The 22,450-nt window shown below is 45.4% G+C and carries 22 protein-coding genes; 7 read left to right on the forward strand and 15 right to left on the reverse strand.

The window, feature by feature from the left end; all coding sequences use genetic code 11:
- The first annotated feature begins 63 nt into the window (after positions 1-63).
- Positions 64-2,076: a TRAP transporter fused permease subunit gene (locus ICV36_RS07460; protein ID WP_215400084.1), complete on the forward strand. Its 2,013-nt coding sequence runs from the start codon at positions 64-66 to the stop codon at positions 2,074-2,076.
- A 77-nt stretch (positions 2,077-2,153) separates the two neighbouring features.
- Here the strand turns inward: ICV36_RS07460 and ICV36_RS07465 are convergent, their stop codons facing one another.
- Positions 2,154-3,287: a mandelate racemase/muconate lactonizing enzyme family protein gene (locus tag ICV36_RS07465; RefSeq protein ID WP_215400085.1), complete on the reverse strand. Its 1,134-nt coding sequence runs from the start codon at positions 3,285-3,287 to the stop codon at positions 2,154-2,156.
- Between the two features lie 203 nt (positions 3,288-3,490).
- On the opposite strand from ICV36_RS07465, the gene ICV36_RS07470 reads away from it, so the two are divergent.
- Positions 3,491-4,945 (forward strand): M23 family metallopeptidase, encoded by a 1,455-nt coding sequence (locus ICV36_RS07470; RefSeq protein WP_251374954.1) that lies wholly within the window; start codon positions 3,491-3,493, stop codon positions 4,943-4,945.
- 48 nt (positions 4,946-4,993) lie between these two features.
- Here ICV36_RS07470 and ICV36_RS07475 read toward each other — a convergent pair whose 3' ends face one another.
- Positions 4,994-5,434 carry a universal stress protein gene (locus tag ICV36_RS07475; RefSeq protein WP_215400086.1) on the reverse strand — a complete coding sequence of 147 codons (441 nt, stop codon included), beginning with the start codon at positions 5,432-5,434 and terminating at the stop codon, positions 4,994-4,996.
- A gap of 86 nt (positions 5,435-5,520) precedes the next feature.
- Here ICV36_RS07475 and ICV36_RS07480 point away from each other — a divergent pair, with 86 nt between their 5' ends.
- Positions 5,521-5,922, forward strand: a complete 402-nt coding sequence (locus ICV36_RS07480) for a DUF2177 family protein (protein WP_215400087.1) — start codon at positions 5,521-5,523, stop codon at positions 5,920-5,922.
- A 35-nt stretch (positions 5,923-5,957) separates the two neighbouring features.
- A complete protein-coding gene (locus ICV36_RS07485; RefSeq protein WP_215400088.1) occupies positions 5,958-7,583 on the forward strand; it encodes a SulP family inorganic anion transporter in 1,626 nt (541 codons plus the stop codon).
- An 8-nt stretch (positions 7,584-7,591) separates the two neighbouring features.
- On the opposite strand, the gene ICV36_RS07490 is transcribed toward ICV36_RS07485, so the two are convergent.
- Complete coding sequence (locus tag ICV36_RS07490; protein WP_215400089.1) at positions 7,592-8,311, reverse strand: sulfite exporter TauE/SafE family protein; 720 nt, start codon at positions 8,309-8,311, stop codon at positions 7,592-7,594.
- Between the two features lie 76 nt (positions 8,312-8,387).
- On the opposite strand from ICV36_RS07490, the gene fnr reads away from it, so the two are divergent.
- Positions 8,388-9,158: a fumarate/nitrate reduction transcriptional regulator Fnr gene (fnr, locus tag ICV36_RS07495; RefSeq protein WP_215400090.1), complete on the forward strand. Its 771-nt coding sequence runs from the start codon at positions 8,388-8,390 to the stop codon at positions 9,156-9,158.
- Here fnr and ICV36_RS07500 read toward each other — a convergent pair.
- The 10 genes from ICV36_RS07500 to ICV36_RS07545 form a co-directional block, all read right to left on the reverse strand.
- Complete coding sequence (locus ICV36_RS07500; protein ID WP_215400091.1) at positions 9,155-9,415, reverse strand: hypothetical protein; 261 nt, start codon at positions 9,413-9,415, stop codon at positions 9,155-9,157. The genes fnr and ICV36_RS07500 overlap by 4 nt on opposite strands.
- Positions 9,412-9,615, reverse strand: a complete 204-nt coding sequence (locus ICV36_RS07505; protein ID WP_215400092.1) for a FixH family protein — start codon at positions 9,613-9,615, stop codon at positions 9,412-9,414. Before ICV36_RS07505 ends, ICV36_RS07500 begins: the two co-directional genes overlap by 4 nt.
- A gap of 25 nt (positions 9,616-9,640) precedes the next feature.
- Entirely contained in the window at positions 9,641-11,098 is a 1,458-nt protein-coding gene (ccoG, locus tag ICV36_RS07510) for a cytochrome c oxidase accessory protein CcoG (RefSeq protein WP_215400093.1), read from the reverse strand.
- 12 nt (positions 11,099-11,110) lie between these two features.
- Positions 11,111-12,037, reverse strand: coding sequence for a cytochrome-c oxidase, cbb3-type subunit III (ccoP, locus tag ICV36_RS07515; RefSeq protein ID WP_215400094.1), 927 nt, complete (start codon positions 12,035-12,037; stop codon positions 11,111-11,113).
- Complete coding sequence (locus ICV36_RS07520) at positions 12,034-12,201, reverse strand: cbb3-type cytochrome c oxidase subunit 3 (RefSeq protein WP_215400095.1); 168 nt, start codon at positions 12,199-12,201, stop codon at positions 12,034-12,036. Before ICV36_RS07520 ends, ccoP begins: the two co-directional genes overlap by 4 nt.
- A 34-nt stretch (positions 12,202-12,235) precedes the next feature.
- A complete protein-coding gene (gene ccoO, locus ICV36_RS07525; RefSeq protein ID WP_215400096.1) occupies positions 12,236-12,886 on the reverse strand; it encodes a cytochrome-c oxidase, cbb3-type subunit II in 651 nt (216 codons plus the stop codon).
- A gap of 12 nt (positions 12,887-12,898) precedes the next feature.
- Positions 12,899-14,338, reverse strand: coding sequence for a cytochrome-c oxidase, cbb3-type subunit I (gene ccoN, locus ICV36_RS07530; protein ID WP_215400097.1), 1,440 nt, complete (start codon positions 14,336-14,338; stop codon positions 12,899-12,901).
- A gap of 189 nt (positions 14,339-14,527) precedes the next feature.
- Positions 14,528-14,683, reverse strand: coding sequence for a cbb3-type cytochrome oxidase assembly protein CcoS (ccoS, locus tag ICV36_RS07535; protein ID WP_215400098.1), 156 nt, complete (start codon positions 14,681-14,683; stop codon positions 14,528-14,530).
- Positions 14,684-14,692: 9 nt separating this feature from the next.
- Positions 14,693-17,161 carry a heavy metal translocating P-type ATPase gene (locus ICV36_RS07540; RefSeq protein ID WP_371743197.1) on the reverse strand — a complete coding sequence of 823 codons (2,469 nt, stop codon included), beginning with the start codon at positions 17,159-17,161 and terminating at the stop codon, positions 14,693-14,695.
- Positions 17,158-18,393, reverse strand: coding sequence for an MFS transporter (locus ICV36_RS07545; protein WP_215400099.1), 1,236 nt, complete (start codon positions 18,391-18,393; stop codon positions 17,158-17,160). Before ICV36_RS07545 ends, ICV36_RS07540 begins: the two co-directional genes overlap by 4 nt.
- An 85-nt stretch (positions 18,394-18,478) precedes the next feature.
- Between ICV36_RS07545 and ICV36_RS07550 the strand changes: the two genes are divergently transcribed.
- The gene (locus ICV36_RS07550) at positions 18,479-19,462 is read left to right on the forward strand and encodes a tripartite tricarboxylate transporter substrate binding protein (protein ID WP_215400100.1); all 984 of its coding nucleotides are present in this window, start codon (positions 18,479-18,481) and stop codon (positions 19,460-19,462) included.
- Positions 19,463-19,473: 11 nt separating this feature from the next.
- On the opposite strand, the gene ICV36_RS07555 is transcribed toward ICV36_RS07550, so the two are convergent.
- Together ICV36_RS07555 and ICV36_RS07560 are read right to left on the reverse strand one after the other, a co-directional pair.
- A complete protein-coding gene (locus ICV36_RS07555) occupies positions 19,474-20,229 on the reverse strand; it encodes a 2OG-Fe dioxygenase family protein (protein WP_215400101.1) in 756 nt (251 codons plus the stop codon).
- A gap of 42 nt (positions 20,230-20,271) precedes the next feature.
- The gene (locus ICV36_RS07560) at positions 20,272-21,573 is read right to left on the reverse strand and encodes a TAXI family TRAP transporter solute-binding subunit (protein ID WP_215400102.1); all 1,302 of its coding nucleotides are present in this window, start codon (positions 21,571-21,573) and stop codon (positions 20,272-20,274) included.
- Between the two features lie 114 nt (positions 21,574-21,687).
- Between ICV36_RS07560 and ICV36_RS07565 the strand changes: the two genes are divergently transcribed.
- On the forward strand, positions 21,688-22,449 hold the full coding sequence (locus ICV36_RS07565) for an SDR family oxidoreductase (RefSeq protein ID WP_215400103.1): 762 nt from the start codon (positions 21,688-21,690) through the stop codon (positions 22,447-22,449).
- Position 22,450: the final 1 nt, after the last annotated feature.

Below are 22,450 nucleotides of genomic sequence, written 5' to 3' on the forward strand. Positions count from 1 at the left end.
ACCCCTTTCGTTTTACAGCGGACTCAAATACAGCACCGCATAAATATAAAAATAGGTTGAGACATGAATCAAAACGTTATCGATAATGAAACCCAAGAAAAATTAGATGCCTTTATCAAACAAGAAGAGGGTGACTCTAATGACTACAAGGGCCTTCTAGCAAAATTCATTACCCTGGTAGCGGTTGGCATGTCTTTGTTTCATCTTTATGCCGCTTATTCAATTGTTCCAACCCAGCAATTACGCGTAATTCACGTAGCTTTGGTTTTGTTCCTAGTTTTCTTAAGCTTCCCTATTGCGGCTCGCTTTAAAAATCGCCTCATGATCTGGGATGTGCTATTTGCGCTTGGATCAGTAGCAATCGCTTATTACATTTTGAGCGGTGGTGATGACTTCATGGACAGAAATACCGCACCCAACTCGACGGATGTCATGATTGGCATCGGTTTAATTCTCCTGATTCTTGAAAGCGTCCGAAGAACCAACGGCATGGTGTTGGTAACAGTCACAGTCTTGTTTTTGCTCTACGCTTTATTTGGCAATTACCTACCGGCGCCCTGGACACATAAAGGTTATGGCCTTGATCGTTTAGTAGGTTATATGTATATGACCCTCGAGGGCATTTACGGCACCGCCGTAGACGTGTCTGCAACCCTCATCATTCTCTTCACCATTTTTGGCGCTTTCTTGCAGTTCACAGGCGCAGGTAAATTCTTTATCGACTTCTCCTTTGCGGCCATGGGCGGAAAATCCTCTGGCGTTGGCAGAACTATTGTGATGTCTTCATTCTTACTTGGTGGGCCATCAGGCTCAGGTGTTGCCACTACGGTTACCGTTGGCTCTGTTGCAGCCCCCATGCTAGATAAAGTGGGTTACGAAAAAAATGCGGCTGGTGGACTTTTAGCAGCTGGCGGCCTAGGGGCTATCATCTCCCCGCCTGTGCTAGGTGCAGCTGCATTCTTGATTGCCGACTTCCTCAAGATTTCCTATTTGGATGTATTGCTCATGGCAACCATTCCAACCATTCTTTTCTATCTTGGCTTATTTGTCATGGTAGAAATTGATGTACGCAAATACGGTATGAAGAACATTCAATTTCAGTCTACTGAGACTGCATGGCAACTGACCAAAAAATATTGGTTCCATTTCTTCTCACTCATCTCTATTGTGGCATTCATGCTGATGGGCTTCTCGCCTGTGATGTCGGTATTTTGGGCGACAGTGGTTTCAGCTCTATCGAGCATGTTGCGTGAAGATACCGCCATCATTCCATGGGCATGGTTTAAAGGAAAGGAACCCATTCTTTCCGGGATATACAACTCCAACCTGACTAAAGCGCTTGCCTCTGGCTCAACAGGGGTCTTGGCGATTGCCGCTACGTGTGCTGGTGCCGGTCTGATTGTAGGTACTGTTACCTTGACTGGTCTTGGCCTGAAATTCAGCTCCATCGTGATTCAGTATGCAGGCGGCTCACTCTTGCTCACGACTATTTTCACCGCCTTGGTTGTTTGGGTGGTTGGCCTTGCTGTTCCAGTTACCGCCTCCTACATTATTTGTGCAGTAATCGCAGCACCAGCTTTGATCAACTTAGGTGTACCTGCATTTGCTGCGCATATGTTCATCTTCTATTACGCAGTTCTTTCAGAAGTCTCCCCTCCAACTGCACTTTCGCCATTCGCTGCAGCAGCGATTTGTAAAGGCAACCCCTATAAGACCACCTTACAAACTTGGAAATATGTTGCTCCAGCCATTCTGGTTCCATTTATGTTTGTATTGGATAAGTCTGGTGTGAGCTTGTTATTAATGGGATCAACTAATGCGTTGGAGCAAGCTGACTGGATGCAAATTGCTTGGGTTTCCTTTACGGCAGTGGTTGGCATCATCTGCTTAGCAGGGGGACTGCAAGGTTGGTTTATTGAGAAGACCAAGATTTTTGAACGCATCATCATGGTGATCTCTGGTGTCGCCCTAGCCTATCCCTCTACTGAAGCAGATCTCATTGGCTTTATTGGCTTTGGTCTTGTCCTGGTGACACAAACTATTACGCATTTTAAGTTTAACCCCAGATCTTCTTAAGAAGAAGCATTTCTGAAAAGCAATAAAGCCCGCAATTGCGGGCTTTATCTTTATCTAGGAAAGTAGGCTAGTCTAGATCAGGCAATTTTGGTCCAGGCAGCCTTGCCTGCATACTTATTCACAGCAGCTTCATCAAACTCAAATCCCAGCCCAAGGGACTTATGCAGGATCAAGTCCCCATTTTTGAAGGCGAGCTGCTTGTTAATTAATCTACGGAAGTTCAGGACTTGATCATCTAAGAAAAATTCAACGAAGCGGGCATTGGGTGTAGCAGCCACTAATGGCGCATGTAGGTCGTGCATCCAATGAGGGCAGACAATCACCCCCTTCAAATCCGCATATGCAGAAATTCTGCGCCATTCGGTAATGCCCCCACAAACTGCCGCATCAGATTGCAAGATAGCGGCACCACCAGCATCTATTAATTCTCTGAAGCGCCAGCGTCCCGCCTCCATCTCACCAGTAGCTACGTTAATTTTTGTTTGCTGTGCCAATGCAGCATGCAAATCAATTGCGTCTGGCGAGAATGGCTCTTCAATCCAATAGGGGTTGTAAGCTTCAAAGCGACGCACATACTCAAGCGCAGTTGGCAAATCACGCCAGGCATTGTTAGCATCCAGGGTAAGCAATACATCATCGCCTACCGCTTTGCGAGCAGCTTTAACACGCGCCTCTTCTTCAGAGGGGGATAAACGCCCCACCTTCATCTTCACCGCCTTAAAGCCCTGCTTTACGTAAGACTCCATTTCTTTGCCTAGCTTGGCTGGGGTTTTGCCTTCCAAATAGTAGCCGCCACTAGCGTACGCAGGTACGCGATCATCCACAACTGAGCCCAAATATTGATGCAATGGCAATCCGACTGAACGTGCATTTAAATCCCATAGGGCTGTGTCCAAAATGGAAATGCCCCGCATCACCGCACCAGCACGACCTTGAAGAATGGATTCGTTATACATCTCCATCCAAAGACCTTCACTGCGGTGACTATTTTGACCAAGCAGTTTTGGAGCCAGTAATTGTTCTACAGCAATCTTGGCGATATCGCCACCAGCACTGCCGACGTAACAAAAGCCGATGCCTTCATTACCATCCTTGCTGCGAACTTTTACAAGACAGTAGTGACGCTCAGAAACAGTGCGGGTAGAAAATGAGGTTACCTTATCCAAAGGTACCGCCACTGAGGCAACTTGAATGGATTCGATAATCGGCATCTAAACTCCTTAATCAAAAAATGATTGTATCGTCACAGATTTAGTGAAAAGTGGCAAAAGTGGTATCGCCATAGGTGCCGGTCTGCCGATAAGCCAGCCATTGGGGCAGCTTTTAAATTAATCTCAAATCAAGACTGCATTCATTTTGCTGCAGCACAACATATTTATTCAGCTTCGCCCCCACATTATTAGATAATTGAGGGGTGAATAAAAAAGTATCTATTCGCTCCCTAATTACCAAGGGAGTAACTATTTTGTCTGGCTGTGCCTTGCTTTGCTCGACCCCGGGCTTAGCTTATGCAGCTCAAACTCAAAATACAAATCAAACCCGCCAGAAGGTTGTTGTTCAACCTTCCAAGCAGGTTGGCTTCAAGGATAAATCGGCAGGTGCGGGCTTAAAGACCAGCAGCATGAGTCTCAATCCATCCCTCTTCCAGCGCAAAGCTCCAGATGAGCTCATGCTCGATAGCGATGCCAACTTAGACTACCGCGTAAGCCAAGGTTGCCTACGACGCAATTTTAATGAGGACAATCTTCCCGCAAGCGTGGGCATCAATAACCGTCAGTTCAGCGAATTTTTTAAGAACCAGACAAAAACATTTTTTGATCATATGCGCGGCGAATGCATTCCCTACGCTGTTGCTTTTGGCAGTCGAAATCGCTTTGATTCTTTAAGCATTATGAATGGCCCCATTCAAGATAGTAAAACCGAAGTGTGGACTTTCACACCATCAGCGGTTGGTGGATTTCTAATACAGCAGGATTACCTTAAAAATGAATCGAAGCGCCTCACTGAAATACGCATCCCCTTAAGAGATGTTTTATATGATCCACGCAAAGTGAGCGATCAGTTACCAGTCGAACTCGTTTGGGAATTAAATTCCCTGATCAAACAAATTTATCCAGAAGAAAATAATTCACTCGAAAATACAAACAGTGTTGTACGTTTGATTGTGGATTTCGGTGATCGAGAAAAATGGGCCCAAATTTGGGCTGCAGAGATTATTGATCCGACCACTAAAGAGGTTTATGCGAACGCTTTTTGGATGGAGCGTGGCGATATTCCCGGAGGATTCTTTACGGGATCCGGGGAATCCCTTGAGCGCTCCTTCTGGACTAACCCATTAAGCTATCGACGTATTTCGAGAGGCGTCGGCATGGTAAGGGCCTCCCCTGGGAAGCGCAGCAAGACTGTGGCGCCAGCAGTTAAGGGCACAACTCCAACGACTGCACCAGCAGCAGCAAGCAAGCAACGTTATCGCGCTCATATGGGCATCGATTACTCCGCACCTATAGGCACTCCAGTATTTAGTGTTGCTAATGGCAGAGTGGCGCATATTGGATACAGTGGCGCATTTGGCAACTTAATAATTTTGGAGCATCCTGGCAACTACCATACCTACTACGCTCACTTAAGTAATTACAACGTTGAACTCGAATTGGGTAATGAGGTAAGGCGCGGTTTGGAGATTGGCTATGTAGGATCAACCGGAAGATCAACCGGACCACACCTTCATTTTGAATTAAGGAAAAATGGAGTTTATGTTGACCCGTATGGCTCCAAGACACAACTAGATTTATGGTCTATGCGCGACAACGAAAGTGGACAACTCACTAGAGAAATTCTCTTGCTCGGCAGCCCCATAAAGCATAACTAAGCAATAAAAAAGGGTCCGCTTGGACCCTTTTGTGCACTTGTGGGTAATCTAGCCCAGAACCAATACCGGCAAAGTGGAATGGATGATCACTTCATGCGTTTCGCTGCCCAACAAAATGCCTTTAAGGCCTGTGCGCTTATGCGACGCCATGACGATAACGTCGGCTTTGGCCTTTTTCGCACCATCCAAGATACCCTCGGAAAGATTGCTATTAGAAATATGCAAGCTTTTTGCTTTTACGGCAGCACCAAGTGCAGTCGCAGCTTTCTTAAAGACATCCTTAGCATAAGCCTCACATACCTTGGCATGCTCTTTTTGAGAGATCCCATAGCCCATTGTGCTATCTGAATAGACCATTGGTGGCAATGGATCAGAAACATAGACCAGCGTCACTGCAGCGCCATCCGCCTTGGCTAATGCAGCCACTTTTTTCAAGGATTTTTTGCTGATATCTGAGCCGTCTACCGGCACCAATAAATGCTTAAACATATTGACTCCTCTTAAATTGAACTTCTAATCTTCTCTTTCCATCATAATACTTATTATTAGTCTATAAAAGAATAAAGGTAACTTAATTGCTAAAGAATTTGGCTATCTACCTCTCATTTTTAGTCGCCCTCATTGCAATCGATTTGGCATGGCTCTTAGGTCTTGCAAAAAACCTCTACCGTAACGAAATGGGCGACCTCATGGCAACTGAACCCAAGCTACTTGCTGGGCTCGCCTTCTACCTCTTATATTCGCTGGGCGTCTGCATTTTTGTTATTGGCCCAGCGCTATCAAAACAGTCCTGGATATATGCACTGCAATATGGAGCACTGTTTGGTCTATTTTGCTATATGACTTATGACCTAACCAATCTTGCCGTGGTCAGAAACTTTCCAGCGCAATTGGCTTTCATTGATATTGCATGGGGTAGCTTTGTGACAGCTTTATGTGCAGGATTTGCCTATTGGGTTGGCAACCACATCTCATAATTACGCACGACTTAAATGACGAAGAAATCACAACCATGTTTTTTCACCCTCGGCTACTAGAATCATTTTCTGGATATAACCGCATCCTTTTTACAAAGGATGTTCTCGCTGGAATAACAGTTGGGGTTGTTGCACTCCCTCTAGCCATGGCTTTTGCAATTGCCAGCGGATTAAAACCAGAGGCAGGTATCTTCACCGCCATTATTGCTGGCGGGCTTATTTCCTTGCTTGGCGGCAGTCGCGTTCAAATTGGAGGGCCAGCTGGCGCCTTTATTGTGATTGTTTACGGCATTGTAGAGCGCTATGGCATTCCGAATTTATTGCTAGCAACTGCCATGTCGGGAGTATTTTTATTTTTGATGGGCGTATTTCGACTTGGAACACTCGTCCGCTTCATTCCAATCGCCGTCATTATTGGTTTTACCAACGGCATTGCTTTTCTGATTGGCTTATCCCAAATTAAAGACTTTTTTGGTTTGCAGATAGAAAAAATGCCTGCTCAATTTTTTCAGCAAATTTACACACTCTACATGGCTGCAGATACTTTTAATCCCGTAGCCATTGGCATTGCCTGCGGTAGCCTTGCATTATTAATTTTTTGGAAAATATTTCAGAATCGCTTAGGTTGGTTATCACACTTACCCGGCACTGTAGTGGCAATGGTAGTGGCAACGATAATTACCAGCCTTCTTAACTTGCCCGTAGACACTATTGGCAGTCGATTTGGCGGCATCCCATCGGGGCTTCCCGCTTTTGAATGGCTACCGATCAGCTGGGGCAATGCGCAATTTATGGTGGCGCCAGCTTTAACGCTTGCCTTGTTAGGGGCAATTGAATCCTTACTCTGCGCCCGCATTGCTGATGGTCTCAACCATGATCGCCATGAATCCAATCAAGAACTCATGGCTCAAGGCATTGCCAATTTCACCATTCCATTTTTTGGCGGGATGCCAGCAACCGGCACGATTGCTCGCACAGTTACCAATGTTGAAAGTGGTGCTTCCACCCCCATCTCTGGCATTGTGCACGCCGCAACTTTACTAATCATTGTGTTGTTTGCAGCACCTCTTGCGAAAAATATTCCTTTAGCAAGTCTGGCGGCGATCTTGATGTATGTCGCCTGGAATATGGGGGAGTGGCAGAAATTTATTGATCTCAAGCAGTTCCGTTTGCCTTACCGCATCACCATTCTGAGCGTCTTTATTCTGACGGTTGTCTTGGATCTCACCATCGCAGTTCAGGTGGGTTTGTTGTTAGCTTTTATAACCTTCATCTACCGGATCTCTAGCCTCTCGCGCTGTGAGACTGCTCTAGCCAGCGACTTTCCAGGACTGAGTAATCAGCAAGGAAGAATAGATGCTTATCGCATTCATGGCGCTATCTTTTTTGGAGCAGTAAAGCTCTTAGAAAAGATTGAAACGAATCTACCTTCACAAACACTCTTGCTGGATTTAAAAAATGTAATCTACATCGATACGTCAGGCATGGATACGATCATGGAACTCGCGCACTTATGCAAAATTAGAAATATTCGCCTGATCATTTGCGGTTTAGCTCATCAACCACTGGAGATGGCAGAGCGCAGCGACTTTATTACTTCGCTACCACCAGACTCTTTCTATCCCGATCTGAATTCTGGAATTGAAGCAGCCGCAACCTAGAGATAGCATTAAGAAATGCAGAAGCCACCTTTTAATAAGGCTTCTGGCAAAACCCAGGCTCGATATAAACCAAAGCCACCTGCAATCAACAGAAGCGATGCGGCAAAATAACGTACCCAACGATATTGGCCAAATTGAGTGAGTGCCGCAGAAAACTTAGAGATTAACAATAGATTAGGCAAAGTGCCTAAACCAAATGCCAACATCAATGCTGCCCCAGTAACTACGTCACCCGATAAAAATGCGAGCGGCAGTACGCTATAAACCAATCCACAGGGAACCAAGCCCCAGAGCATGCCGCTAAACCAACGCGAAGGGCCGCTGGCCATACGCCCCAAGTATTTTGCCCAGTAAGCAGCAATTTTGGAGCTAATCCACCTTCCTCCAAGCAAGCCCTCGGATGAGCCTACCCTCAAAAGACGAATTCCCATCCATATCAAAATCATAGAGGTCAGCGCAAAGAGTGGGCGCTGGATCGGAATCAGATTTTGCTGCCAGACAACCACGCCAATAGCGGCAGCCAAGGTGCCCAATAAGACATAGGTCGTTATACGCCCCAAATGCATAATCGACTGGAGGTAAAAAAGCTCGGATTTAGACCTTAAAGGGGCCTCCAAAGCAATGGGGCGCTCGATAGCTGCAGCAATACCGCCACACATAAGGGCACAGTGCCAGCCACTCACAAGGGCGCCCAAGAATACAGCGATAAGAAGGCTGCTTGTTAGCATGAAATAGGCAAAAAATAGGTGAAATCGATAATTTCCATATTAATAGAATAAACTCCTCATATAGATACATCCAAATATGAATTACAAGCCCACCGATACCCCAACTAGCAAATGCTCAGTATGCGTGCTGGGTCAGTTTTGCCTTCCCGTTGGATTAAGTAGTAGCGAAGTTACAAAAATTGATACCCTAGTTAAAGAACGCGTTCACCTACAAAAGGGTGAAAGCCTCTATCGCCACGGTGACCCTCTCAGCTCCGTCTATAGCGTCCGCTTTGGCACTCTCAAAACTGAATTCTGCCTGCAAGATGGTCGGCAACAAGTCATTGGCTTTCATCTACCAGGGGAAATCTTAGGCCTTGATGGCATTGGTGAAGGTCAATACCAATCAGATGCGATTGCATTAGAAGAGAGTGAAGTTTGCATTATTCGCTACGAAGCTTTTGAAGATTTAGCCCGCCAAATTCCCGTTCTACAAAATCAGTTCCACAAAATCATGAGTCGCGAACTGACTCAAGATCAACGTCACCTGCTTTCTCTTGGCACAATGCGTGCGGAAGAAAGATTGGCTGCATTTTTATTAAGCCTGTCTCAACGCTTGGCAGCACGAGGCTATCTGAATCATGAATTTGATTTGCGCATGAGCCGCAATGATATCGGCAGTTACCTCGGCATTCAGATTGAGACTGTTAGTCGCATGCTTTCACGCTTTGCAGAATCCGGCCTCATTCAGATTAAACAACGTCATATCAAACTCATTGATATGAATGGCCTATACGAACTTGCCGGCATCCCAAACCCAGATCGTCACGACTGTATCAGTCCAGAGATTCCCATCAAACCGGTTTAAATTAAGCCGCGATCTATTTCTTTGTTATCTGGGGATTCAATACCCGGAAGAATGTAGGCAGTCAGAGCACTGGATACTGCACAGAAAGTCCAAATCACAAAGAATCCAATGGTGTAGATACCCTCATCAGAAATTTCAGGGTGGTAGCCAAAAAATAAAAGGTCTTGCGGATGAATCACCGTAAACAACAAGCCTTCAGCCATGCCAGCCACCAAAAAAGAAGGCCATAAAATCCAGATCAGCAAGCGGTACTTCATTTTTGAACCTGCGTATCTTTAATCTGCTCAACTTTTAAACCCTGCTTCACCACGCCATCACGCAACGGCTTATCAGCATGCATATTGATTGCTAAATAAATAGTGATGATGCAACCAATCATCGCAACCGCAGGACCGCTGATCAATAACCATGGCCAAAGTTGCTTAAACCAAGGCTTAGTAATTTGCTGTTCTGTCATATACATCCTCTCCATTGCTCTAGGCTTAACGGGGAATAATAAAAGTCGATTTCTCATCACGCGTTCTGGTAATCATCTCATTTCCAGACATTTCGTGAGCGACAACATCAAAACGAATCGGGTAATTACCAGGATCATTTACGCCAATATCGGTACTTACTTTAATTGGCATCAATAAATTGCTGGCTGGCCCCACCTCAATCTCAGTCACAACCTGACCCTGCGAATTCAGCACTTTAAGCCCATCTAAACCAAGAGCTTTTACTTGTACGTTCATATTATTTTCAGAGGCATTCATGATCTGAATGCGGTAAATATTTTCAATGCGCACGCCATCAACCTCACGTGCTAGGGCACCACGATCACGCATCACGTCCACCCTTAATGGGTTGCGGGTGGCCAACGATACCAAGAAGGCGCCAGTAAGCACAGTAATAAAAGCTGTGTAGATTAATACGCGTGGCCGTAAGATGTGACGAATGGCGCTTTGATTGGATTCCCGATCCTCGATTGCTCTCTCGGTTGTATAGCGAATCAATCCTTTAGGGTAATTCACTTTTTCCATCACCTGATCGCAGGCGTCAATACAGGCGCCACAACCAATACACATATATTGCAAGCCATCACGAATATCAATTCCGGTTGGGCAAACCTGCACGCAAATACTGCAGTCAACACAATCGCCCAACCCCAAAGAATTATGATCAGCAGATTTACTACGGCTACCCCTAGGCTCACCACGCACTTTGTCATAAGTAACTAAGAAGGTATCTTTATCTACCATCACGCTTTGGAAGCGTGCGTATGGGCACATATATTTACAAACTTGCTCACGCATAAAGCCTGCGTTACCCCAAGTTGCAAAGGCATAAAAACACAACCAGAAAGTCTGCCAAGGGCCTAAAGATAAATGAATTAATGCAGAACCCAGAGTGGTGATTGGGGTGAAGTAGCCAATGAAGGTAAAGCCCGTCCAAAATGCGACTAGCAACCAGAGGAAATGCTTAGTAATCTTGAGGCGCCATTTTCTAAAGCCCCAGGGCCACTCCTCGCCATCTAAACGAATACGCGCAAAACGGTCACCCTCAACCTTGCGCTCGATCCACATAAAGATTTCGGTATAAACCGTTTGAGGGCAGGCATATCCGCAGAAAAGTCGCCCAGCAATCGCAGTAAATAGAAAGAGTGCTAAAGCAGAAAGAATTAAGAGGAGCGTGAGATAAATCACGTCCTGCGGCCACAAAACAATGCCGAAGATGTAAAACTTACGCTGAATTAAATCAAAGAGAACAGCCTGACGACCATTCCAGCTAACCCATGGCAAACCATAAAATAGAAGCTGGGTTGCAAAAACAAGAATAAAGCGCCAACGAGCAAATAATCCCGTTACTGAGCGCGGATAAATCTTACGCCGGACTTCGTAAAGAGATTCTTCAATTATCTCTATCGGAACAGGTTTGCCACCCGGCGGAAGATCTGCCACTGAATACCCTACTTACTTAGCTGCTGCTGGTTGCTTATTGTTAGATAAACCCCACACATAGGCTGTTAGCAATTGAATTTTCTCAGGGCTCAATACTTTGTCCTGAGCAGGCATCATTGCCATACGGCCTTTAGTTACAGTCTCAACAATGGTCGCTTCTGAGCCACCATATAACCAGGTCTTATCAGTAAGATTAGGTGCGCCTAATGCAATGTTGCCCTTACCATCAGCACCGTGACAGGCTGCGCAATTTGCTTTGAATACTTCAGCACCACGCGCCACTTTAATATCATCTGCTGGCAATCCAGAAAGGCTACGAACATAGTTCGCCACATCCACAATTTGTTTGCTATCGAGCTGTGGGAATGGAGGCATTACACCGCCACGACCGTTGGTAATTGTAGTTTTGATGTTTTCTGGTGAACCACCGTAGAGCCAATCACCATCAGTTAAGTTTGGAAAGCCTTTTGCACCACCAGCATCAGAGCCATGACATTGAGCGCAAGAGTTCAAGAACAAACGCTGGCCCATCTCACGCGCTTTCGGATCTGCAGCAACCTGCTGAATGTCCATGCTGACATATTTTGCATAAACTGGCTTTAATTCATCATTAGCAGTCGTCATCGACTTCATGAGGGATCCATCAGTGCTGTAACCCAATACACCAGGGAAAGAACCAAGACCTGGGAACAGGACCAAATAAACCAATCCAAATACACATGAAAGCAAGAACATCCACATCCACCAGCGTGGCAATGGATTATTCAGTTCGCGCAAATCACCGTCCCAGACGTGGCCAGTGTCAGCAACTGCGCCATCGGCAGTATGAACAACCTTAGCTTTTCTTTGTGAAAACAAAAGCCAGATACACCAAAAAATTCCGACTAATGCCACTAAAGCGATATATACACTCCAACCGCCACTAAAAAAGTCACTCATGATTTGTCCTTACTAAATTCATCTGGAAGATCAAATGGAAGTTCTGCTGATTCCTGATTTGCTTGCTTTCTACCAGGAGACCATGCCCACCAAACAATTCCTACAAAAAAGATAAGGCCAATTACTGTAGAAAAAGCTGAGAGGTAAGGCGTGATCTGTTCCATTTGATTTATATCGTTTTAATTAAAATCCCAGCCTTTACTTGGCCACCACTTCATCAACAACGATGTATCTACGATTTACACCAAGACCCTGAAGATAGGCAATTAATGCATCCTCTTCAGTCTTGCCTTCTAACTCTTTAGGTGCATTTGCAATCATTTCCTCGGTATAAGGTACACCCAAACGAGTCATCGCAATCATATGAGACTGTATTGAAGAAGCGTCAGCAGCATTCTTCTGCAACCAAGGGTATCCAGGCATATTGGACTCAGGAACCACATCGCGTGGATTGCGCAAGTGGATACGATGCCAATCATCAGAGTAACGAGCGCCTACACGAGCCAAGTCTGGACCAGTACGCTTACTGCCCCATAAGAACGGATGATCAAATACAGACTCACCAGCCAATGAATAAGGGCCGTAACGCTCTACTTCTGAACGCAAAGTACGAATCTGCTGCGAATGACAGCCAACACATCCTTCGCGCTGATAAATATCACGACCAGCTAGTCTCAAAGCGGTATATGGAGCAACTCCTGGACTGGGCTCAGTAGTAGTGTGCTGAAAGAAGAGTGGCACGATTTGCACCAAACCCGCTATCGACACAACAATGATTGTGGCAATAATTAACCAACCAACGTTTTTCTCAAGCGTTCCGTGGGAAAAGAATTTATTTTCGCTAGACATTTTCTTCTCCTTTTAGTGTTCAGCAACGGCCATAGGAATAGGCGCGTTTACAAAAGTTTTGCCTTGCACGGTTTTGAAGACGTTGAACGCCATCAAGAACATGCCGCTTAGGTAGCACAAGCCACCCATCAAACGAATGACGTAGAAAGGATAGGTAGCTTTTACAGACTCAACAAAGCTATATGTCAAAGTACCATCTGGCTCGAATGCTCTCCACATCAGACCCTGCATAACCCCAGCGATCCACATAGCGGCAATGTATAAAACCACGCCGATAGTAGCAATCCAGAAATGCAACTCAATCCACTTGGTGCTATACATTTCTTTTTGACCAACCAAACGTGGGATCAAATAGTAGAGGGAACCAATCGTAATCATGGCAACCCAACCCAAAGCACCGGAGTGAACGTGACCAATAGTCCAGTCTGTGTAATGAGACAAGCTGTTCACTGTCTTAATAGACATCATGGAGCCTTCGAAGGTAGACATACCGTAGAAGGACAACGCCACCACCAAGAACTTCAAGATTGGATCACGACGGAGTTTGTACCAAGCACCAGACAATGTCATGATGCCGTTAATCATGCCACCCCAAGATGGCGCTAGCAAGATCAAAGAGAATACTGTGCCAAGAGACTGAGTCCAGTCAGGCAAAGAAGTATGTTGCAAATGATGAGGACCTGCCCACATGTACGTAAAGTTCAAAGCCCAGAAGTGAACGATGGACAAACGATATGAGTAAATTGGGCGCTCAGCTTGCTTTGGAATGAAGTAGTACATCATGCCCAAGAAGCTAGTGGTCAAGAAGAAGCCGACTGCGTTATGGCCATACCACCACTGAACCATCGCATCTTGTACGCCAGCATAAGCAGAATATGACTTCCACAATGTTGCAGGCATTTCTAAGTTGTTAAAAATGTGCAGAATAGCAATAGTCAAAATGTAAGCACCGAAGAACCAATTAGAAACATAAATATGCTTCGTTTTGCGTTTCATGATGGTGCCGAAGAACACTACTGCATAGGCCACCCAAACTAAGGTGATCAAAATATCAATAGGCCACTCAAGTTCTGCGTACTCTTTTGATGTTGAGATGCCCAATGGCAATGTCACGGCAGCTAAAACAATAACCGCCTGCCAACCCCAAAAGGTAAAAGCCGCTAATTTGTCACAAAACAAACGCGCCTGACTTGTGCGCTGCACGATGTAATAAGACGTTGCAAACAACGCCGATCCACCGAAGGCAAAAATCACTGCATTGGTGTGCAGTGGGCGTAAACGACCATAGCTCAACCAAGGAATGTTAAAAGTGATTTCAGGCCAGATAAGCTGGGCTGCGAGGATAACCCCCACGAGCATGCCAACAATTCCCCAGAGCACAGTAACAATGGCAAATTGGCTGACAACCTTGTAATTGAAGGTATCTTGATTACTCCCCACGGTAAGTCCCATGGTTTCTCCTTTTTTGTGACCAAACAGCGACATAATCCAAATAGACTGCTCTGATTATCAAAGTAAGGCTATAGAGAGGGTTTGATCTATATCAAAAAGGATGGGGCAAATTCAGGCCAAGCAAAAATAGAATTCGGATAAATCTTAAACTATTGATTTATATGAATATTTTAGATAGCAGTTACTAACTTATTTCGCTTCTGGAGTATCGTCATCCATCAGAATAGCCTCGCCAGGGCCGTCCAAATCATCAAATTGGCCGCTTTTAATAGACCAATTCAAGATCCAGACCAAAAGACCAATTAAAAGCAAAGAAATGGGAATAAGAAGAAAGAGGCTTTCCATCCCTATAGTCTAAGCTTTTCGCAGGCGCCAGGCATTCAAAGTGACTGCAAGCGAAGAAAGTGACATCCCAATTCCAGCAATCCAAGGATTCACCAAGCCCATCATTGCAGCAGGAATGGCTATGACGTTGTAGGCCAGAGCCCACCATAAATTTTCTTTAATAATAATTTGAGTCTTATCTGCCAAACGTAAAGTTTTAGCCAGAGGCTCCAGTGAAACGGACGTCAAAATGGCATCAGCCCCTGCAGCTGCTAACGGTGCGCCCGCACCAACTGCAATAGAAACATCAGCACGCGCAAGTAATGGGGCATCGTTCACACCATCACCAATAGCCCATAAAAAACGGCCATCATTTTGCAAACGCTCAATGTAGTTATATTTATCTTCAGGTGTGCACCCGCCTTGATGGTAATCAATGCCAACATGATTGGCCCACCAAGAAACCGTCACAGGATCATCACCTGAAACCAAATGCACAGCAATATTTCGAGACTTCACTACTTTTAAAAATTGCTCAAGCCCTGGTCTCGGAGTATCCAAGAAAACAAAGCTAGCAATCAATCCTTCCGCATCCATTAAATGCACTTGGCCATATTGCCCTATATGGGCACCCTGCTCTATACCCAACCATGACGCACTTCCTAAGCGATACGGGCCTGACATTAAACCTTTACCCAGCTGATTTATTACCGGTTCAGGCAATTTAGGCAGTAATAAGTTTTCCACCTCTGCAGCGCGCATTAAAGAAAGTGCCAAAGGGTGTCTCTGACCTTGCTCCAAAGATGTCGCTAAAGCCAATGCGTCTTCACGGCGATAGCCTACGCGTAAATTAATAATTTCTTGCAACTCAGGTTGACCCATCGTTAATGTACCCGTCTTATCAAGCACCAGATCCGTCGCCTTCACCAAACCCTCCATGACATGACCACGTACGATCAGTAAACCCAACTTAGTGACAGCACCTTGTGCTGCTGCCATCGCCGTAGGTACGGCAAGAGATAAAGCACAAGGACAACTAGCGACCAAAACTGAAACCAAAACAGTCCAAGCACGACTTGGATCAAAGACCATCCAAATTGCCGATGAAACAAATGCACTAAATAATAAAAAAGCAACAAAATAAGCAGTCCACTTTTCCGCCAAACTCACCATTACTGGCTTAGCAAGCAAGGCTTGATCCAATAATGAAGCAATGCCTGCAATGCGAGTGGATTGCCCAACGGCTTCAATTCTCATGAATAATGGATTCAGAATGTTATGCGTTCCTGCGTATACACGGTCCCCAATTTTTTTCTCAACGGGCTTAGACTCCCCAGTTAGTAAAGACTCGTCTAAAGCGCTTGCGTTATCAATTAAGACGCCATCTGCAGGAACCACTTCGCCAGGGGATACTCGCAATACTTCACCAGGATTGCAATTAACAACTGGAACAATTTCTATCTCTTGTGATGCTGGGTAATTCAATGCACGCTCACAAGTTGCAGGCAATTGTTTTGCTAAGGCTTCGGCTCCCCCTTGTGCATCTTGTCTTGCTAACAACTCTACATATCTTGCCGCCAAAATAAATGCGACAAACATGGTGATGGAATCAAAATAGCTCTGCCCGGAACCCCTGATTAAATTGATGGTTCCAGCAGTAAAAGCCAAAGCGAGTGCTAAAGCAATTGGCACATCCATACCCAACATGTGCGTTTGCTTAAATGATTGAATACTCCGCCATGCAGCCTGAAATATTGGCCCAGCTGAATACACCATAACCGGCACAGTCAAGATCCAACTCGTCCATCCAAGAAGAATTTCGAATTCAGGGGTGATATCAGCGCCCACATAAGTAGGCCATGCATACATCATGACCTGCATCATCCCCAGCATCGCTACGCCAAGTCGTAGAAGTAAGCTACGTCTTTCCTTTTTTGCCCTATCTAAGGATTGGGAAGGCTCAAATGGCCAAGCTTCGTAACCAATACGCTCAACCTCAAACAGCAATCTTGCTAGACTCGTTTTGACTGGCGAAAAACGCACCATGACTTTTTGAGTAACGTAGTTGATTTGTACATCTTGAACGCCCGCGTTACGGCGTAAATGTTGCTCACATAACCAAACGCAAGCAGCACAACGAATTTTTTCCAAACGAAGAGTGGTCTCTAAACTATCTGCGTCTCCAGATGGTCGAGTAAAGCGACCACGTAATGACGGATCATCATAAGGCTTGAGTTTTTCTGGAATTTCATTGCTTGCAAGATAAGCTGCCGGCTTCTCACCAGATTGTGATCTTCTAGCATAAAACACCTCTAAGCCTTCGCCATGAATCGTTTGTGCAATTGCCATACAACCTGGACAACAAAATGATCTGCGCTCCCCTCCTAATTCCGCCTCGATTAATTCGCCCCGAAGAATTTGGCTTGCGCAGTGATAACAAACTAATAAATTCTTTTCGTTTGTCGAAGGACTTATTTGCTGACTCATCTGATTACTCATACTCGCACCGCACTACCCCAACCTCTGCGACGCTCATACAACACAAACAGCACACCCCACATGACGACAGCGACATAAGCCCATACCCAAGCTGCTTGGGAAGAACGGGAACCAGAAATATCCAGCACAAAACCAAATATCGCAGGACCTAATAAGCCGCCACCAAATCCCATTAAAGAGTGCAAACCCATCGCCGCACCCTTGATATTCTCTTGCGCACTAATTACCAAGCCAGCAGTGAGCGTTGAAGAATCCGCCATAATGAAAATGGCATGTCCAATAGCCAATGCAACAATCAACCACCAAGATTGACCTGTTGAACAAGCAAATGCAACACCCAAGACAGCGCTAGTCAGCATCACAATGCACACCCACTTTTGACGCCCAACCTTTAAGGCAATTTCATTTCCCAATATGGATGCAGGCACACCAAAGAAATTAATCACTCCAGCCAAAGTCGTCGCTGTTAAAAAAAAGTTTTCACCAGAAGCAATAGCACAAAAAGCAAAGAAGGCCACAATCCAGCTTCTAGAAGCAAAAAGCTCAAGGGTATGCGCAGTGTACCCAAAGATAAATCCTGAAGCGTTTTTGTCCTGTAAAACTAGTTTCCACTTATCCACTGGAAAAATGTCGTGGAGACGAATATGCACTGGCCCCCGCCATTTCTCATGTTGCAATGCTGGAATCAATAACAGAACAATGAGGAATGCGCTGAATGGGCCAAGGGCAATCAAACCAAATACATACCGCCAGCCGAATGCACTCAAAATCCATCCTGAGCATAGATACGAAAATCCGGTACCGATACCGAAGAAGGCAGTATAGAAGGCGATATGCCTAGTTAACTCACCAGACTGAATACGATCGGACAAAATTTTGAGGCCAGGCATATAAGTACCAGCGAGGCCAGCACCATTGAGCGCCATAAATATGAGTGCCGTCCAAAAGTTATGGGCCAATAAACCCATACCCAAAAGACCACAAGAAGCGGTGAGGCCACCTACCAAATAAACTTTACGGGCATCTACCCGATCGGTTAATGCTGTAGCCAGGGGAACGGCAAGCATGTAGCCAAAGAAGAATGCGCTGGCAATCAAACCCGACTGCAAATTACTGAGATGCCAATCATCCTGCAAGGCAGTCAATACTACTGCGTAGCAGGCAAAGCCCAATAAGGCACAGGTTTGTGCCATGAGCATGAGAGGGGTGTAACCTGCCGAACGAAAGCGCATAAATAGTTAGTAGAAACGTGAACTCATTCTACTCGCCCAGAAAGAAATAGACCCGCTACACTACAGAAAAGATGATGGAGACAGCATGAAAAACAAATCTTTGGCAGTTCATTTATTACGGATTGGGGTCGGCCTACTGATTGGCTTTCTGAGCTCCATAGCCTATGCAGATAATTACCCATCTAAACCCATTAAAGCCATCGTTCCGTTCGCTCCTGGAAGCACAACCGACCAAATTGGCCGTGCTTTTGCAGCCAAAATGTCCGAGTCTTTGGGTCAACCGGTAGTGATTGAAAATCGCCCAGGAGCAAATGGCCTGATTGGCGCTGATTTTGTGGCCAAGGCCCCTGCAGATGGATACACGATCCTGATAGGCACCAACAGCACGAATGCCGCACTGAAAAGTCTTGTGAAGAATTTACCTTATAACCAAGATACTGCTTTTACACCGATTGGATACTTTGGGTCAGCTCCACTCATTGTTGCTGTTAATAATGATATGCCTGTAAAGTCGCTCAACGGTTTTGTATCTCTTGCAAAAGCGAATCCAGGAAAAATCACTTTTGCTTATGCAAGTACGTCCCAGCGTGTTTCTTCAGAAATGTTAGCGAGCTTTGCGGACATCAAAATGACTGGGGTATCTTACAAGAGCGGTCCCAATGCAATGACTGATTTAATTGGTGGCCAAGTCAATATGTTTACATCGGACTTTGGAGTGTCTTTACCGCAAGTACAAGCAGGAAAAATCCGCGGCCTAGCAGTAACTTCTTTGAAGCGCTCCCCTGTAATACCGGAATTACCCACTGTGAATGAAGCGCTAGGCACTAAAGGCTACGAACTGATTGCTTTCTTTGCGGCCTTTGGCCCTGCAGGCATGCCTAAGGACGCCATTCTCAAGCTCAATCAAGCCATTAACAATGCCGCTAAATCAAAAGATCTTGTAGAAAGACTTTCTGCGAACGGTTTTGAAACTCAACCTGGCACACCTGAGGCACTTGGGCAAAAAATTAAACTAGAAACTGCGAAGTGGGCGAAGGCTATTAAAGAAGCTGGCATGGAGCCCGAGTAAATTTAATACTCTTATTGCTGACTACGATTAGGTGATTCTTGAAAGCCGTTAGAGCGATAAGTAAGAACCAAGGTATCCCGATAGCCATAATTTTCGAGAGGTTGAATCGGTGTTGACTCATGAATCATGCGCTGATCATTCATTAATAATAGCGACCAGGGTTGAGTCAGAGTAAAACGCAAGCCTGCAGAACCTGTCGCATCAAATATTCTGGTCTCACCACCTTTAATGCCAGATCGACCCAATAGAAAGACGGCCACAAAATCAACCCCATCGCGATGAGCGCCTTCAGGTGTTGGCCTCCCAATACCATCGGTGGTATCAATCCGAAATTGATGCGCCTCTACAAACCAAGTTTTTACCGGCTTTAGACCATTCAGAATATGAGCCAGTCCGAGCAAGACTGATTGCCAAGCAGAATTGCCGACTAGCTCCGCCTGAATTGGCTCAAACCACCGCTCAATCCCCCCATGCAATGCGTTGTAATCAAGTGATTGCCAATGTGCGCGATGCGGAACAATGGCGAGTTTATCGCCTTCAATCTGATAGCTGGCATGACGACGAAATCGATAGCGACCGCCATCCTTTAAATAGGGATCCCGCGGCAGTTTTTCCCAAAACTGAGTAAGGTCCTGAAGCGCAGATAAGGCAACATGACTAAACTCAGCTACAGTCTCAGCAGAAACGACGGCAAAACCGTCATCTCGCAAAGATTGATCAATCTGCTTCAGAGGGGTTAATGGAGGCTCAAGACCAGCGATCGTCATCACTCTATTTTAGGCTTATGCACAACAGATTCCTTCATTATCTTAATGAACCAAGTTCAAGCGCCCGCGGACCTCGCCCACGTGCCCCTTGAGGTCATATAACTCTTTAGCATCCAACATCGATACCTTAATGTTGCCAACTCGCCTCTCAATATCAGCAAGATCTTTAAAGTTTTTTTCTTTCAAGGCTGGATTTTGGGCATTTCTTTCAATCACTTTGAGCTCCTCATACACCTGAGCCAACTTCAAGCGTAATAAGAAATTCTTGGTTGATGGAATATAAGTAAATAGAGGAATCAAAATGACCAATAACGGAATCACAATCTTCACAAAGCGACCCGCCCATACTGCAGTCCAAAATGGTAAATGACGATGTAAGAAAGAAGGACCATCTTTTAAATAGATTTCTGCATCAACATGCAGAGGGAAATCCAATCCAGAGCTAGATGGAAACTCACCCACTTTTTGTAAGCGTGAATAGGATTTCAAGATATCGTATGAGGCTCCTAGCAAAAGAGAGACTAGCGCTGGACTGACATTTTCATGGGCAACCAATGTTGCTGTCGCAGCCATTACCTGAATATCTTGACGTGGCTGATCATGTGCAATACTCAATAAGCCCCGAGGAACAGTAACCTTAGATAGATAGGTGAGGCTCCTGGTGTAAGCGTCAGCCTGGTCAAAGTTCATCAAACGTATACCGGGGATAGAATAAAACTTTCTCAAAATGGGTGCTTCAGCTGCTGCCACAATGAACACTGCATCTAGCTCGCCATTGCTAAGCTTCATCATTGCATCATCAGGCTTGAGTCTTTCTGCCCCAATCTCTTTATCAGTGATCCCACTTGTTTGTAGCAAATCTTTAACAAGTGCTAAAGTCCCGCTTCCCTCATTCCCGATTGAAACGTGTTTACCCTTGAGTTGACTCAATATCTTGAGTTGACCGCCCTCACTTTTAAAAGCACCTTCGCGATACCAAACCCAAATAGGTTCATAAAACATTCCCGCAACTGAGACCAACTTTGGATACTCAGCTAAATTAGCAACGCCGCCCTGCACCATCGCAAAATCAACCCCAGATTTAGGATCATTTAAAAGCGCTAAGTTATCCAAGGTTCCACCAGTAGAGCGCACCTTGAGATCTACACCTTCTTTAACTAACTCTGCTTTAAGACGCTCGCCAAACTGATAGTAAAGCCCCGTAGGGAAACCAGTGGCCATTTCAATTGACTTCGGTGGCGGAGGAACCAAGATCCACAGTACGCCAAAAATCAGGATAAGAAGCCCAAAAAAGGCTGCTGCTAGAGCCAAGGGGTTATAAATTTGTCTTTTGATGAAGTTCATTAAAGTCTCTTTAGTTTTTGGCATTATGCCCCGAGCATCGCAATCCGAAAAGGTTTCAAAACAGATCAAATAATTCACGATAATATGGGGCTTTTAGAAGCCTTTAAGACCCTCATGAACTCAGCAAAAACCAAAGTTGCCCTAGTCACTGGCGCAGGAACCGGCATTGGAAAAGCCGCAGCAAAAGCCCTTCTTAAAGGAGGCTATCAAGTTGTCCTTGCAGGGCGTAATTTGGATAAGCTAGAAAAAGCAATTGCGGACATCGGCGGTACTCAAAGCAACTGCCTTGCGGTTTCCTGCGATGTTGGTAAACCAGATGAGGTCAAAAAATTATTTGCAGCACTTCATAAGCAGTTCGGCCGTATTGACGTACTTTTCAACAATGCTGGTATGGGTGCGCCCGCTATACCCATGGAAGATCTGACGTATGAGCAGTGGATGAATGTGGTCAATGCCAATCTCTGCGGCGCTTTTCTATGCTCACAAGAGGCAATCCGCATGATGAAAGCGCAATCTCCACAAGGTGGCAGAATCATTAATAACGGCTCAATCTCAGCACATGCTCCACGACCAATGTCAGCGCCTTATACCGCCACAAAACATGCCATCATGGGTTTAACCAAAACAATCGCTTTAGACGGGCGACCATTCAATATTGCTTGCGGTCAAATCGATATCGGCAATGCCGCCACAGAGATGACCGAAAGAATGGCCGCCGGAATTATGCAAGCTGATCAATCCATCAAAGTAGAGCCACGCATGGATGTTGATCATGTGGGAGAGGCTGTACTACATATGGCTCAGCTCCCACTCGAGAGCAATATCCTATCTATGACCATTATGGCTACCAACATGCCATTTGTTGGCAGAGGTTAAG

It is taken from the genome of Polynucleobacter sp. MWH-UH35A (assembly GCF_018687075.1).
Taxonomy (GTDB): Bacteria; Pseudomonadota; Gammaproteobacteria; order Burkholderiales; family Burkholderiaceae; genus Polynucleobacter.

Excerpts from the sequence above, each read along its gene's own strand:
- fnr (WP_215400090.1), top strand. The coding sequence starts at position 8,388 with ATGAATTACAAGCCCACCGATACCCCAACTAGCAAATGCTCAGTATGC.
- ICV36_RS07475 (WP_215400086.1), bottom strand. The coding sequence starts at position 5,434 with ATGTTTAAGCATTTATTGGTGCCGGTAGACGGCTCAGATATCAGCAAA.
- ICV36_RS07505 (WP_215400092.1), bottom strand. The coding sequence starts at position 9,615 with ATGACAGAACAGCAAATTACTAAGCCTTGGTTTAAGCAACTTTGGCCA.
- ICV36_RS07550 (WP_215400100.1), top strand. The coding sequence starts at position 18,479 with ATGAAAAACAAATCTTTGGCAGTTCATTTATTACGGATTGGGGTCGGC.
- ccoO (WP_215400096.1), bottom strand. The coding sequence starts at position 12,886 with ATGTCTAGCGAAAATAAATTCTTTTCCCACGGAACGCTTGAGAAAAAC.
- ICV36_RS07500 (WP_215400091.1), bottom strand. The coding sequence starts at position 9,415 with ATGAAGTACCGCTTGCTGATCTGGATTTTATGGCCTTCTTTTTTGGTG.
- ICV36_RS07555 (WP_215400101.1), bottom strand. The coding sequence starts at position 20,229 with ATGACGATCGCTGGTCTTGAGCCTCCATTAACCCCTCTGAAGCAGATT.
- ICV36_RS07540 (WP_371743197.1), bottom strand. The coding sequence starts at position 17,161 with ATGAGTAATCAGATGAGTCAGCAAATAAGTCCTTCGACAAACGAAAAG.
- ICV36_RS07465 (WP_215400085.1), bottom strand. The coding sequence starts at position 3,287 with ATGCCGATTATCGAATCCATTCAAGTTGCCTCAGTGGCGGTACCTTTG.
- ICV36_RS07560 (WP_215400102.1), bottom strand. The coding sequence starts at position 21,573 with ATGAACTTCATCAAAAGACAAATTTATAACCCCTTGGCTCTAGCAGCA.
- ICV36_RS07520 (WP_215400095.1), bottom strand. The coding sequence starts at position 12,201 with ATGGAACAGATCACGCCTTACCTCTCAGCTTTTTCTACAGTAATTGGC.
- ICV36_RS07485 (WP_215400088.1), top strand. The coding sequence starts at position 5,958 with ATGTTTTTTCACCCTCGGCTACTAGAATCATTTTCTGGATATAACCGC.
- ICV36_RS07545 (WP_215400099.1), bottom strand. The coding sequence starts at position 18,393 with ATGCGCTTTCGTTCGGCAGGTTACACCCCTCTCATGCTCATGGCACAA.
- ICV36_RS07460 (WP_215400084.1), top strand. The coding sequence starts at position 64 with ATGAATCAAAACGTTATCGATAATGAAACCCAAGAAAAATTAGATGCC.
- ICV36_RS07490 (WP_215400089.1), bottom strand. The coding sequence starts at position 8,311 with ATGCTAACAAGCAGCCTTCTTATCGCTGTATTCTTGGGCGCCCTTGTG.
- ICV36_RS07565 (WP_215400103.1), top strand. The coding sequence starts at position 21,688 with ATGAACTCAGCAAAAACCAAAGTTGCCCTAGTCACTGGCGCAGGAACC.
- ccoN (WP_215400097.1), bottom strand. The coding sequence starts at position 14,338 with ATGGGACTTACCGTGGGGAGTAATCAAGATACCTTCAATTACAAGGTT.
- ccoP (WP_215400094.1), bottom strand. The coding sequence starts at position 12,037 with ATGAGTGACTTTTTTAGTGGCGGTTGGAGTGTATATATCGCTTTAGTG.
- ccoS (WP_215400098.1), bottom strand. The coding sequence starts at position 14,683 with ATGGAAAGCCTCTTTCTTCTTATTCCCATTTCTTTGCTTTTAATTGGT.